Annotated in this window: 13 protein-coding genes and 2 pseudogenes; 2 read left to right on the plus strand and 13 right to left on the minus strand. The window is 55.8% G+C overall.

The window, feature by feature from the left end; translation table 11 throughout:
- The coding region (locus ACZIRK_RS43370; RefSeq protein ID WP_474419656.1) for a hypothetical protein at positions 1 to 202 on the plus strand (202 nt) is incomplete at its 5' end.
- An 11-nt stretch (positions 203 to 213) separates the two neighbouring features.
- Here the strand turns inward: ACZIRK_RS43370 and ACZIRK_RS43375 are convergent.
- The 13 genes and pseudogenes from ACZIRK_RS43375 to ACZIRK_RS43435 all read right to left on the minus strand — a co-directional run.
- On the minus strand, positions 214 to 906 hold the full coding sequence (locus tag ACZIRK_RS43375; protein WP_474419657.1) for an IS3 family transposase: 693 nt from the start codon (positions 904 to 906) through the stop codon (positions 214 to 216).
- Positions 903 to 1,193, minus strand: a complete 291-nt coding sequence (locus tag ACZIRK_RS43380) for a transposase (RefSeq protein WP_474419659.1) — start codon at positions 1,191 to 1,193, stop codon at positions 903 to 905. The genes ACZIRK_RS43375 and ACZIRK_RS43380 overlap by 4 nt, the downstream gene beginning before the upstream one ends.
- Positions 1,194 to 1,329: 136 nt before the next feature.
- A complete protein-coding gene (gene virB11, locus ACZIRK_RS43385; RefSeq protein WP_130230326.1) occupies positions 1,330 to 2,340 on the minus strand; it encodes a P-type DNA transfer ATPase VirB11 in 1,011 nt (336 codons plus the stop codon).
- Positions 2,337 to 3,689, minus strand: coding sequence for a TraB/TrbI/VirB10 family type IV secretion system protein (locus tag ACZIRK_RS43390; protein WP_130230324.1), 1,353 nt, complete (start codon positions 3,687 to 3,689; stop codon positions 2,337 to 2,339). The genes virB11 and ACZIRK_RS43390 overlap by 4 nt, the downstream gene beginning before the upstream one ends.
- Positions 3,686 to 4,417 carry a TrbG/VirB9 family P-type conjugative transfer protein gene (locus ACZIRK_RS43395; protein WP_130230322.1) on the minus strand — a complete coding sequence of 244 codons (732 nt, stop codon included), beginning with the start codon at positions 4,415 to 4,417 and terminating at the stop codon, positions 3,686 to 3,688. Before ACZIRK_RS43395 ends, ACZIRK_RS43390 begins: the two co-directional genes overlap by 4 nt.
- A 30-nt stretch (positions 4,418 to 4,447) precedes the next feature.
- Positions 4,448 to 5,122 carry a VirB8 family type IV secretion system protein gene (locus ACZIRK_RS43400; RefSeq protein WP_130230320.1) on the minus strand — a complete coding sequence of 225 codons (675 nt, stop codon included), beginning with the start codon at positions 5,120 to 5,122 and terminating at the stop codon, positions 4,448 to 4,450.
- A gap of 381 nt (positions 5,123 to 5,503) precedes the next feature.
- Positions 5,504 to 6,586, minus strand: a complete 1,083-nt coding sequence (locus tag ACZIRK_RS43405) for a type IV secretion system protein (RefSeq protein WP_245475100.1) — start codon at positions 6,584 to 6,586, stop codon at positions 5,504 to 5,506.
- Between the two features lie 5 nt (positions 6,587 to 6,591).
- Complete coding sequence (locus tag ACZIRK_RS43410; RefSeq protein WP_165435589.1) at positions 6,592 to 7,239, minus strand: type IV secretion system protein; 648 nt, start codon at positions 7,237 to 7,239, stop codon at positions 6,592 to 6,594.
- 262 nt (positions 7,240 to 7,501) lie between these two features.
- Positions 7,502 to 9,850, minus strand: coding sequence for a VirB4 family type IV secretion/conjugal transfer ATPase (locus ACZIRK_RS43415; RefSeq protein WP_245475099.1), 2,349 nt, complete (start codon positions 9,848 to 9,850; stop codon positions 7,502 to 7,504).
- A complete protein-coding gene (locus ACZIRK_RS43420) occupies positions 9,843 to 10,121 on the minus strand; it encodes a VirB3 family type IV secretion system protein (RefSeq protein WP_130230314.1) in 279 nt (92 codons plus the stop codon). The genes ACZIRK_RS43415 and ACZIRK_RS43420 overlap by 8 nt, the downstream gene beginning before the upstream one ends.
- 70 nt (positions 10,122 to 10,191) lie before the next feature.
- Positions 10,192 to 10,497: a TrbC/VirB2 family protein gene (locus tag ACZIRK_RS43425; protein ID WP_245475098.1), complete on the minus strand. Its 306-nt coding sequence runs from the start codon at positions 10,495 to 10,497 to the stop codon at positions 10,192 to 10,194.
- A gap of 303 nt (positions 10,498 to 10,800) precedes the next feature.
- Positions 10,801 to 10,980, minus strand: coding sequence for a hypothetical protein (locus tag ACZIRK_RS43430; protein ID WP_130230310.1), 180 nt, complete (start codon positions 10,978 to 10,980; stop codon positions 10,801 to 10,803).
- 113 nt (positions 10,981 to 11,093) lie between these two features.
- Positions 11,094 to 11,378, minus strand: a pseudogene (locus tag ACZIRK_RS43435) (IS256 family transposase); the annotation flags it as partial.
- Positions 11,379 to 13,562: 2,184 nt separating this feature from the next.
- Between ACZIRK_RS43435 and ACZIRK_RS43440 the strand changes: the two are divergent.
- Positions 13,563 to 13,703, plus strand: a pseudogene (locus ACZIRK_RS43440) (ATP-binding protein); the annotation flags it as partial.
- Between the last annotated feature and the right edge of the window lie 127 nt (positions 13,704 to 13,830).

Consider the following 13,830-nt stretch of genomic DNA (forward strand, 5'->3'; position numbering starts at 1 on the left):
GCGCACCAGCGCGCAAAATATTGGTCAGTGGATCGTCGATCTCGTCGGGCTGACGAAGCGGGACAATGTTGCTAGTCTCGTTCATGGCGTATTGCTCTCCTTGAGAGAGGTTCTGGCAGGCTTCGACGCCCGCCTCGATACGCCGCCTATCTCAGTCCGTCATCACCCAGTTTCCCGCATAGCTCGTCGGCATAGCCCTTGAGATAGATGTCCTCATGCTTGAGCGACCGCCACAGCCGCTCGATGAAGACGTTGTCCATCCAACGACCGCGGCCATCCATGGAGATCTTGATCCCTGCGCCCGCCAACACGCCGGTGAAGGCCGCACTGGTGAACTGGCTGCCCTGGTCGGTTGAAAATCTCCGGCGTGCCGTACTTCGCCAGCGCCTCTTCCAGCGCCGCCACGCAGAACGAGATGTCCATCGTGTTCGACAACCGCCACGCCAGAACCGCACGGCTCGCCCAGTCGATGACGGCGACGAGATAGAGAAAGCCACGGCCGATGGGCAAATACGTGATGTCGGCCGCCCACACCTGGTTCGGCCGGTCGATCGTCATGTTGCGCAGCAGATAGGGATAGATCTTGTGGCCCGGCGCCGGCTTCGTCGTGTTCGGCTTCGGTCCCAGCGCCGCGATGCCCATCTTGCGCATCAACCGCTGCACGCGCTTGCGATTGATCTGAAGCCCCTCAGCCTTCAGCATCGCGGTCATTCGCCGCGAGCCCAGGAATGGCCAGGCGGTGAACAGCTCGTCGATCCGCTGCATCAGGGCAAGGTCGTTGTCGTTGGCCGGCCGTGGCGGCCGGTAGACCGCGGAGCGCGCGATGCCAAGCAACATGCATTGCCGGCGGATCGACAGCGCCTGGTCGGCGCGATCGAGCATTCCTCGACGGTCCGGCGTGCTCATCTTCCGGACCTCCGTGCTAAAAAATAGCGCTCGACTGTCAGTTGTCCGATCTTGGCGTGCAGCTTCTCGATCTCGCGTTCGCGCGCGTCCTCGCTCTCCCGCCCGACACCCGCGTCAAAGGCCCGGGCCGCCTGGTCCAGCAGTTGCTTCTTCCAGGCATAGATCTGGTTCGGGTGAACCTCATAGCGCTGGGCCAGATCGGCCACCGTCGCCTGTTCCCGCACCGCTTCCAGCGCGATCTTTGCCTTCAGTGCCGCGTCGATCTTGCGTCTCGTCTTCGTCGTCATCATGCCCTCCGTCTATCAAACGGAGCAGCCCTTTTTCCAACTTAGCCTCTGATCCCAAAACCGGGGTCCATTTCACTTCTTCGGGCCGGACTCTCACTCCTTCCGGAGGAAATACTCAGTGGCAGGTCAGTATGCTTCATTCCTGGCGCTTCCTATCGGCGAACGGCAAGTAGATTTGCAGCACGCCGCGCCTGCCGCGGCGGCGTCCCACATGAACAATGAGATCGATCGTCCTTTTCGCGTAATTGACAATTGAAGTGTGGGACATCCGCGCACCTGACCGCATGACCATGAATGCCAGCCTGTCGAGAGCAAGTTCAGGACTGTCGGCGTGGATAGTTGTTATTGCACCTGGGTGTCCTGTATTGATCGCCTCAAGAAATTCATATGCCTCGACACCCCGAATTTCGCCGAGAACGATGCGGTCGGGGCGCATTCGCAGACAGCTTTCCAAGAGTTTTGACGGGCTCCGAGCAGAGTGTTCCGTACGATCTGCAATTAGGCCAACTTGATTCTTGTGAACTGGAGAAAGCTCCTGTGCATCTTCTATGGTAATGATCCGCTCCTCGGGGTGCGACATCGCGAGCAAAGCCCGTGCCACCGTCGTCTTCCCCGAGGATGTGCCCCCCGAAACCAGAATATTAAATTTCTCCTCAATTGCTAATCGGAATAGACCCTGCAGCTTACCAGCCTGCGCCATATCGGCCGCTGTCCGATGGCGCTCCTGGCGAACGGCGTCCACCGAGATCTGCTCACCTTCAACGAATTCGATATTGGACACGTCCAATGTCCGCGTCCGGTATTTGCGGATCGACAGGGACAAGCCGTGCTCAACTGCAGGCTCGACAACCACTTGGACGCGCTGCGGGTTGCCCCAAACATTAACCCGCCCTGATACGATCGGATGAAGCACCCCAAGTGTGTTGCGGGCCTCTCCCGCCAGCTGCACTCCGAGCCGCTTGATGGCGTTGGCCCCTAACGCCACATCGATCTGGTGCATGTGTATCGATCCGGCCTCTTCGGCGAAGATGGAATTGTCAGGGTTGATCACCACCTCATTGATACTATCGTTCGTGAGATATTCCTTCAGGGGGCTGAAATACTGCTCTATATAAGAGACGTCTGGGCTGGACCGGAAGTCATTCATCGAAGAACAAGATCCCGATTCACGAAAACGCGAACTTCCTCGCCTTGCGGGACACGAAGGAGTGGAGGAAGGGAGAGATATTCGTCAACGACAGGTCTGGCCTGACCACCGATGGTCGCTGCAACATCGGACACGGCCTGGCCTGTAGCGTTCGAGCTGTCTGGCCAGGCACCTCCGCTATAGTACGGCGGACGATTTACATTCGACGACCTGTTGCTGCCGACGAGAGCGGGAATGGTCGATGACACTGCCGTGAACACGCTGAATAGGAGACCCGCACCTATCTTCGTGCCATAGCGGTTATCTACATTCCCTTCGGTACCAGCTCGACCGAGGAGGTCCGCACCTGCGGAGCCGAGCTCGATCGATTTGGCGTCTGGAGTGATGGCCCGATTCCAAGCGATTAGCACTCGTCTTTGCTCGATTTGCACTTTATCGCCGACAGTGCCAATCAGGCTTGTCCCTGCGGGCAGCAGAACACGCGAGCCGTCGACCGCGAATACGGGCTCGAGGACCTGAGCCCGGACATTTCCGGGCAATTCTGAATGGATAGCCGTTTCAAGTACCGCGGAGATGATGGTCCCCTGCACGATGGTATGCGATGGATCAGCGAGAACTCGTGACACCGAGGTCTTTACCTCCGAGCCGGATCCGTCCCGCGGCCCTGATTCGTCAACGACTATGCCGTTGGATTGCCTTTGTTTGGCGCTTATTTCATCCAGCTCGCGGCGCCTCTCGGCCTCGCGCTGAGTGGAATTGCGCTCTTCTTCCAATCGTAGTGCCGCAGCACGCAGGCGTGCATTCTCAGCTTCCGCCCTTTCACGATCCTCCTTAAGTTTCAGCGATAGTTCTTTGTTATAACCGTCCAGAAGTGTCTGGACATCAGCGAGTGAAACGCTCGAGCCATTGTTGGGCCCCGCGTTTCCGCCAACTTGATTTCTGTTGTCCTGGACCTGCTTATCCATTGTACTGTCGGAAGCGGCGGCCGTCTGCTTAACTGGAGGAGCGCTGGGAACTGAAAAGTCAAGCCGCTGATGACTTCTTGGGACGTCCTCGACCTTTAGATCGACTTGTGACGCCTTTTGGCTGTCATCGCCACTCAGACCAATGACCTTCAAGACTTGCGTGGAGCTCGTAGCAATGAGCGCCGTGACGGCACTGGCTAGAAGCATGGTGGCGAAAACGACCATCCAATTACTTCTGCGCTTAGATTTGCCGATTTGTTTGGCGCGGCGTTTGTCGAGCAGTCTCTTTCGCTCAAAATCCACCGGCGCCTCTGCTCCAGTCTGTACGGCATTGCGCTCGCGCCCATGGTCAGCATCTCTCGGACCCATCAAACCATCCCTCATTGAGTCGCCATGCGCACTGCGCTCTCCTTGGCGACGCAGACCGTATTATCGCCGATTCTCATCACCCAAAAGTCGCTGATCCCGTCGACGACGATACGGTCGCCGTCAGTGCGCGAATTAACCAGCTTTTCCTCGCGATCCTGACCGATCATAAACACTGCTGGCCGGGGCGCACCTCTTGGCAAAATAAAGGTCGTCTGCAAGGTATTGTCTGTCACAGCAATCGGCCGGAACCGCGCATCACCCGAGGCCGCGTACTCATGATTTATAGGAAGACCCCTGACGGACCCTTCATGTGGTGCCTTACTCTCATCGGGATAGATGAACGTTGCCCGGAACGCTTGACGCGCTCCCGCCTGCATCCCCGCCTTTATTTCGCCGACCGTTCGCAGCTCGAAGGTGTAAATGCGCCGATCAGTGTAGACAGTCATGTTGGTGAGAGCTTGATCAATAATCGGCTTTACGCTCATCACATTGCCCACCTTCAGCTTGACCACTTCCCAGGATGCGCTGTCGCCAACGAGAATCGATTCGATTATCTCCCCCTGTGCGAACTGGATAGCCGTGATTGACTTCAAGTAGAGATCGAGCTTGTAGACGTTGTTCTCATCGTAAACGTAGCGTTTGATGCGCCAATCTGACGTCGCTGCTTTGGGCGATTGCTCCGCCTTCACCGCACTTAAGAACGCCATGAGGATAATCAAAGAAAAGGAAAGAGCCCTAACCATCGCACTTACATCGTTTGGCCGACCGACTGTCTAGTCAGCAGTTTCCGCATCAATTCGGTAAGACGAGACGACGAAGCCCAGGGGATTTTTCCACACTGCCTCCAAAGCAACATTTATCTGCGGCCTGAATTGATATCCGATAGTCGCCACGAAACTGCGGCGGACGGCCTCGCGGCCTTTTTGTTCCCGGTACTTGACAATGCGGACCCGGGCCAGATCCGCTGTGTTGCGCTGGTCCGACGGCATGAGCGAAATAGACTTAACTACGACCCGCACTCGCACGTCATCACCGTAAACAACGGGTGGATATTGCGCTGAACCCGAACGCCAGGTTTCGGCCAGAGTTTCTTGCGCGTTGCCGGACGAGCGCGTCATTACATCAGGTATCCGGGTTTTGTTGTCCGCGGCATCGTACGTTTCTCGGTCAACGACGTAGGACACGAGTTCCGCCTGAAGCACGGCGTCCTGTTGTTGAAGCGTGGCGGGCCGGACTTGAACGATTTTTTCAGCCTCGCCAGTCGTTTTATCCACTAGAACCACATAGGGCTTGGTCTCTTTGATGGGCAGCACGCCGATGAGCGCTCCTAACGCCAACAGACTTGCGGTGATGGAAGCAACCGCAACTTTTGCCCAGTTATTCCGTTGTGTGCAAAGACTAAAAAACACCTCGTCTTCGAATGACCGCTGGGTTGTCTGTTTAGACATGTGGTTCACTTATCAACTGGAGAGTTCCGGTTGCGGTGATGGAGTGAGTGGTTTGCAAGACAAGGGCCTTCTTCAACCCACCGCGTTTGCAGTGTGGGTATAACTCCGCATCAACCATACTTCCGTCCAATTACTCATAGGTCCGAAATATAGGCGACATCTGGATGCTTGAAGAAGGAACGCACCAAAGCTGGTCTGTTGCCGATGTCGGCGAGCTGGGTGCGGACTCGGTCTTCAATTTCTCGCCTGCGCGCAGCGGCCGGCGTGCATTGCCAGTTCGCTCCAACGCCATCATGCGGATTTCTTCCAGGGTTCGATGGTCAAGTTGTCGGCCGCCGCGTTTCATGCCGATAGCATACACCAACGCCGCAACAATGTCGCCTATATTTCTGACCTATGAGTAAGGGACGGTTGTTCGGCTGTGCGACGAGCCACACGTTCATCCCAACGCCGTTGCCGCATACAAGCGCCTTGGCGCATTGCGTTGATCGCTGGCGATGCAGCCTTGGCTGTCGATCCCCGATCCGCCGCTGTCGTCATGGTGGCAGTGTCCAGCAATCGTTGAGCGTTGACGAAAAACCTCATCGTCGCACTTTTGGCCATGGAAGCTGCCGCGGTGGCTGCACCGGCACCGACAGCCGCAACCGATGCGCTGGATAGAGCACTTGCCATGGTCGGAATCTGGAACAGGAGAATGGTCGCCGCAATCATGATGAAAGGGTAACCAAATTGGTCGGGTTCCGTCCGACTTTGCGCCGCGATTAGCAGTACAATAGCCATCAACGCTGTTGTCAGTAATGGAATGACTGAATACGCAACCGTAAAGCGCGTCCAGCTCTCGAAATACTGCCTCGTTTGAGGCATCATCAGCATGGTGATCGCGAGCGGCGCCAGACTGATCGCCACCGCGAGCCCTACTTTTGCGACCACCACGATAATGACGCACGCTGCGGTAAAAAACCCTATCACGATCAGCACGAACGCACCATAAAACACGTTCCGAATTGCCTTTCCGATCTTGAACATTGAGACGTCGGAAAAGTAGTCGTAGGCAATATGCAGACCGACACGAGCCGACGCATCCATTGCCGAGTACGTATCCACTATTGTCCCGCCATTGAGACTACGGGCAGCGTTTGTCTCGAGCGTTGCTACAACCCCACGCATCATAAGCGCGCCATAGTCGCTCGGCACTTCCGTGACTATCACGTAGATGCCCTTGAAATTTGCCCAAATGGTCGCGAACGAATATATGAGCACATATCGGAGCCCCCATTGTAGATATGTCGAGTAGTTGACGTTTGTGAATTGCACGAGCTGGTTCAGCGCAATAAACAGAAGCGCGACCATGGCTATCGCACCAAGTAGCGCTTTGATCGGGTCAGCGACTGCTTGAAACACCGTTTGCACATGATCGACAAGCGTCGTGTCAATACTCTGCGCGACCTTCACAATGAGGCCCATGGCGATCACTTGTTGATGTCGTTTAACAGACCGCGTGCGCTGTCCGGCTCGGCGCTATCCGAGCCCAGCACCATGACGTATGATCCTGCCACTGACGCGATGGCCGCTTGGGTCCGCAACGTTTCGTTGAGCTGCTGTGCGACTTCGATCATTACGCGGGTATTGATATCGACGCTGGTTTTTAGTTCCGTGCTGGTTTCAAGCGCAGTGATATACTTATTGATCCTTTCCATGCTTGCATTGGCGCGTTTGTAAGAGTCGTCCGCGGTATAGGCCGTGACGGCGGCTTGGGCCGACAAATATGCGATCTTGCCAAACCTCTTGTCGTTGCGCAGCGCAAACGCATCATCCAAACGGTAGCGGTCACGAAATCCTGAAAGCGCCTCCTGAATGTGGGCCGCCCCAACCGAGCCGCCTGCCAAAGCAGCGCTGGCCATTTCCGCCGGCGCTCCATTTCCCTTTCGGGCCGAAATATCCGCCGCGTCATTGTTCACCGGAAACGGCTTTGGACCTGATATACCGGCAACCACCGTGGATGCCGACGCAACGAGTTGCATCATGCCGTTACTCAGTGCGCGAACACTTTCTACTATGTACGCCAGCAGCTCCCCAGCCCTCTTGTCCAACGTCGGCTGTGCACCATCCGACACCATGCTAGATACTCCGGCTGAAGGGAGCGGTTTGGCGGCAACCCGGCTTTCGTCAGCGCAACTTTCACAAGGCGCGAGACTGATCGCCCCAAGCATCAGGCAAGTAACAACGAGAAATCGGGAAACGCATTTCATGTAGCGACTCGCTCGGTTTGAAAATGAAGCAACTCCCAAGCGCAACCACAATCGTTCTTCCGTCTCTCCGGAACCGATTGGCACCCAGTAAGGGAGGCAAGCACAAGCGCGAGGACTATGGTGGAACGATTCATTGCAGCATTTCCATCGGAAAGTTCGGTGTGTCACGCCAAGCAACGGGCGCTTTATTGCCGCGCCCCCCACCCAAGACATCAATTCCCTTCCCGAGTGCACCAAGTGCAAAATCAAGAACTACGCTGTCATCCCCGGATTTGAATAGTACGAGATGATTGTCCACATTACTTATCTGAAGGAATGCACGCTCGGTTGGCGTCAGGTTGAGCAGCGCGAGTTCCTCTTCGGTATTGAACGTACTTGGATACATCAATCGCGTGACTGCGCTCTCTAGAATCGTATTTCCGGCGGCGCTGTTTGCGATATGCGCTACACGCTGGGTCAGGAGAACCACGGCAACGTTATTCTTGCGCATTGTTAGCATCCAGTCCTTTAGACGCCTTTCAAAATAGGGATCGTCAAGTAGTTTCCAGGCCTCATCAATCACGAGCAGGGTTGGCAGCTCATCTTCTACGAGCCGTTCCACGCGCCTGAACACGTAGCTCAACCACGCGGTGCGGACGGTTTTGTTATCGAACAGCTCTGTGAGATCGAAAGCGGTGACCAGACTATCGAAACAGAGGGGATCGCGGTCCTTGCCGCCAAACAGCCATCCGAACTGGCCCATGCGGTCCCACTGGCCAAGCCTCTGATAGAGATCTCCATTGTCATCCGTCGCCCGCAGCTGCCTGCGGAACTGTTCGAAGTTCTGCAGGCGGCGATCAGCCGCCGCATTTGCCTGAGCTGCATCGCTAAGGGCCTGCGACTGCAACGGACTAAGTCGCTCGCCCTCGTTTTCCGCTAGTGCCCTAAGCCAGTCAGAAAGCCACGCCAAGCCTCGGTCATCTGCCTCCGCCCGCATCGGGTTAAAGCCAAGTTCCTGCCCCATACGTACACTCGAATAGCTTCCGCCCATCGCGCGAACCGCCATTTCGAACCCGCTATCCTTATCGAATATCACAATGCGCGCGCCAAGCCGATGCGCCTGGCTGAGCAGAAAGGCAGTACCGAGAGTTTTGCCCGAGCCCGTTTGGCCAAGCACAAGGGTATGGCCAGCGGTGCGCTGGCCTGATTTGCCGGGCAAATGAAAATTAAAGCGAAACGCTTCCCCGCGCGCTGTTGGAAACATCGTCACGCAATCGCCCCATGGACATTGCTCATGCGCATTGCCTTTCGGCGAGCCGTGCATGGCGCAACATTCTCCGAAGTTCTGAGACGAGATCATTGCCGCACGTGCGCGGAAGCTGAAATTGCCAGGATGCTGAGCGAAGTATATGGCGCGGGCGGAGAACTTTTCACGGACAATCGAGGCGCCAGCATCCTGCATAGCGCGAGTAACATACGACACCGCTTCCTCAAGCTGTTGTCGACTTTCGCAGAATAGGGCGATACTGCAATGATGGTCGCCAAAGACGACGCGGCCGGACGCGACGTCGTCTTCCGCCTGTTCGAGTTGAGCCATCAGAGAAACGGCCGCATCCTCGGCCGCCTTCATTTGCCTTCGTACGCGAGCGATCTTGCCTTGGGCGGCTATACTGTCGATCGGAGTAAAGCTCTGCGAAATCACCATATCATACGGCAGATTGAGACCGTCGAATATCCCGGGATACGTTGCAGCGGGATAATCCTTCAGCGATATAATGGTGCCGTAGCGTTTGAGATCTGGATTCGGGTTGTCACATTCGAAGACATTGCCAGCGAACGTGATCATCGAACTAGCCAACAGGTCAGCAACGGGCACGAACGTTTTGCCGGCAGTGAGACGCCCACGTGACCCGTCTATCAGGGTGCGTAGCACGCTGAGCCATTCCCCGCCAGAAACGGTTAACCGGCGAGGCTTTGCTTCACTTACGCTGACCATACATGTATTGATCAGCTGATCCAGCCGGCCGGCACGGGCGACGACTTCGTCCTTGCTACAGCAGTCACTACGGGCAAATAGACTCGTTAGCTTGACCATTCTTTTCGGCGGCCGGATTACGATGGTGACTAACGTCACCCGGTCACGCAATCCAACAGACTGGAGATAAGTTTGCCAACGCCTGTCAATTTCTTCATTAAATGGAGTTCCTTGAACAGCGCGCATGGAGGGCCGGGCCCCCACCGAGATACGATGAACATAATATCCGACATCCTCGCGCTGCTGCGCGATGAATCGTGAGAACGCGGTGCTAAGCTCGATTGTTTGTCGGTTGTCTAGAGCGTCGGCATTCACCCCCTCGACGGCAAAGGTCGCCATTACATCCCCATCACGCAACATTAAGGTGAAATCGTCGATAATGCTTAGATACGGTAGCCCACCAACGAGTTGCTCACCTTCGCGACCAGCGAGCCGCAAAGCATAGTTTTCGGATAGCTCAGACACGATACACTAGTCCGTCGCCCTTCAATACGGCAGCGTTCATGGGCGTACATTGCATGGTTGCAATGATGACGCTAATGAGTTTTGGATCGTAGGCGGCTAGACTACGCAAGGCTCCGTAGCCAACAGCTCCCATCACGGCCAGATAGACAAATGACTTCGTGATGACGAATCCAAGCATAACGACCCATGCGAGGAACACCAGATGCATGACAGGCAAACCTGCAAACGTGACCTCTCGCGTTAATCCAAGAAAGACGGTTGTCCGCTGCACGATGCTTGCCTTTCGAACTCTCTGAGGCGACCCGCGCCTTCCGTTGAAGGGAGCGCGCGACCGGAGGTGATTAGAGAGGGGTCAGCGACCTGACAAAGCTGGCCCCGCCGAAGACGATTGCTATACCCATCATGACAGAGACTGCAAAAGTCCAGTTCATCCGGCCAGTCATAAATGAGAAGCCTACCGCCATGACGGCCAGAGCGGAAATTGCGACACCCACTGGACCGGTAATCGTTCTCACAATTGCATCAAGGAACGTTGTCACCCCGGTGAAGTTCTGAGCAGCACATGGAGCCGTAAACACGAGAGTCAATACAACGACAAGACCGACGAATGAAATTAGCTCGTCGCGGGAGAAACACCACTTCTTCACTGCGCGCTCCATAATCGTGTGTTGTCGGCCTTAGTATGAACCATAAGCATTAGGGACTTCGTTGGAGGGGCTCGACGAGATCGGGCAGCTGTCAGCGAATACCTAAGCCTCGACCACTTCAGCACTGAGACCGATTGGTCATCCGGCGCTCTAGCACGGCGCCGGAAACGCCTACACCCTCGATCGCAATGACCGCCCGCCGCTAGCACTTGACTCTCCGCTTCGATCACTACGGTAAAGAGATCGACGACGATACCTAACCGGTGGCCCTCCGCTGGCCTGAACGCGGCGTAAAGCGCACCGCTAGATGGCAGTGAGCCAGTACATTTGTTGCTGATCGAAGGACAGCACCTGTCGCCGACTTTGAGCGACGGACTTACAGTTGTGACCTTGCTCGCCAAGCTTTTGATACTCATCACAACTGGCGCCTTGGATGGAGACCGCGTCGAGATCAGCAGTTTTCCTCTGCCGCTCCTTGGCCATATGTAGCCAATCGCTTGGATGGATGTCTAAGACAAAACCGTTTCATTGGTAGCAAAGGATGAAAGAGTATTGCGAGCTAGCGAGTTGGTGCGCAACGACGCCATACGCGATCAACGGTCACTATCGCCGGCCGCCCCGCGGTCGCGAATCTTCGCCCGCGCCACCTCGACCGCGCCGACCCCGGTCTGGATCGTTCGCGCCGGGCCGTAGCCATGCCGCACGACACGGGCGCGTCCGTCGGCAAGTTTCAAATCCTTCACCGTGGCAAGAAAGGTCTCGACTTCCACCTCGACAGCCTGTGCCAGAAGCTGCCGCGCACCGGCGCGCAGCACATTGGTCAGTGGATCATCGATCTCGTCGGGCTGACGAAGCGGGACAATGTTGCTAGTCTCGTTCATGGCGTATCTCTCTCCTTGAGAGAGGTTCTGGTAGGCTTCGACACCCGCCTCGATACGCCGCCTATCTCAGTCCGTCATCACCCAGTTTCCCGCATAGCTCACGCCGCTTCAAAGGCCGCCGTATCACTCAGTTCTGATTCCGGGTACTATTCATCAGTACCGCCGTATACATATGACATAGGATATATCCGCCCGAATGGACACATGCCCAGATGCACACACATACAAACATAGAAGACACAACCATATATCCTGCCGCCGCCGCCGCCGCCCGCCGTGTAAGCCCATAACATGCTTCCAAACACGCGACAAAACGACAAGCGGGCGGCCGGCAGAAAGAACACGCGTTTTAGCTGACGTTGACATCCGCTTATTCATTGGAGCCTGTCACTGTTCGTGATTGCGGTCCCATAAGGAAGAGCCCCTCTCCTGGGGCGAACAGCCAAGTTAGAAAGGTCAATGGCGTGAAGTCACACGCAAAGGCCATCATTCTCGGGCCTGGCTCTATATAAGGCCCTCATTGCGTCCTCGCATTAGCCAAGTACAATCAAGTCTCCTCACACTCCTTTCTTCCATCACGAAGCACAATTAAGCGGTTCTCTCCTCTCTCTCGATGGAGTTTCCTGCCGGCCCACTCACCACCCGCAATACTAACTTGCTGCTGGGGCTAATAGGTGCCCACACGTTTCGATTCGCAGTCCAACACGGCGTCGTGACTGAAAACGTGTGCCTCTATATGATGCAGGAGCATGCTCGTCTCTGTGTTGAGAACCAAACCCTTGCTGGCCTCCCCTGGACGGTGGGGCCAGAACTTCCGGTTCACGGTCCGGTAGACCGGCGTGATTGGTTCGTACTTGTCCCGCGTCGCTGGTTCGAAAATGTCCAAGCGAACGGGGGCGACCAGGCCTTCGCGGCCGTTAATCCCATTCCGGTGGTGGCATGGGGGCGCGTGACGGGGCGCGTGACGGGGCGCGTGACACGCGGGGCGCATCCTGGCGACCCAATCGCCGTCGTCGATGCTAACTTGCTGCTGGATGAACTAGGTGCCCGCACGTTTCGATTCGCATACGAACACGGAGTCGGGACTGAAAACCGGTGCTTCTATATGGACCAGGCGGATGCTCATCACTGTGTTTGGTACCACAACTTTGCTTTCGTCGCCTGGACGGCGGGGCCACCAATTCCAGTTTACGGTCCGGTAGGCCCGTATGATTGGTTCGTAGCTGTCCCGCGTCACTGGTACGATGCTGTCGCAGCGAACGGGGGCCACCAGGCCTTCGCGGCCGTTAATCAGATTCCGGTGGTGGCATGGGGGCGCGTGACATCGCGTTGATCAAGGTCTCCACAGATCGACCTGGCGCGTATTGTTGCGTTGAGTGTTTTGTTCTGTCAGTTTTACTTGTTTTATTCTGCATTTGTAATCGTTTTATTTCGTGTAATCACGTCTCGTCTTTGTGGCGAGACCCGTCTGTATCGTGGTTCATCATTATGAGTAAAGCCAGGTCAAATTTATAATCTGAATAGCGCTTCCATATGAATTAATAAGTTTATTGAACGCGAAATCTTTCTCCAGAACTGTTCGGCCAAATACTTTTAGGTCACACGAACAAAGACGATGTCCCGGCGCGATAACTGACTGTTTTACTACTTTACCATAGAACGTTTTGGGCAACAAGAGATTTGCGGCGATTGCCAGACCCGGAGTAAGGGACGCACATAGGCATCTTTAACATATTACTGCTGTCTTATGCAGGAACCTAGCAGGCAGACACGCTTTTCTAACGGTAAACCTGCGCGGGCGTGCAATTAATCAATTATCTTGATCCTTTTGGCCTGCAGATTTCTTTTTTGATAAATTAGGATATATATTGATGTAAACTTTTCCTATTGGCCAAACACAGCGGAGGACGCTCCATGAACATGGAGCGGACCTCAGCAGGCCAACAGTAAAAATGATATATGCTGATGTAAACGTCGCCTCGGATTTTTAGCTGCAACTTCCGGACTTGGGCGAAGCCCAAGACTCGCGCGAAGCGCGAGCCGGAAGTGCAGCTCAAAAACCGAGGCGACGTTTACATCAGCATATATCCTGCGCGCGCGCGCGCGCGCCGCAGCAGCAGCAGCAGCCCACCCCCGAACAAGGACACGACTCACTGAACAACACGCATTACAGCCACGAACTACAAGACGCTCGCCACCTTCGACTTCGAAAGCGTGCCGATGCTGTCGAAGGCACAGGTGATGGCGCTCGCCGCCGGCGACGCCTGGTTGAAAGCCGGCGCCAATCTGCTGTTGTTCGGCCCACCCGGCGGCGGCAAGACTCATCAGCAATGCACGAGCGTCCACGGCCCTTGCGGTCGAGCGACTTCGGTCAGCCGGTCATAACCGTCATAGGCATCGCATTGCAGGAAGCGTCCGTTAAAGCCGTCCAGGAACTGCTCAGCGAAGGCGC

The organism is Bradyrhizobium sp. Leo114, from assembly GCF_055229415.2.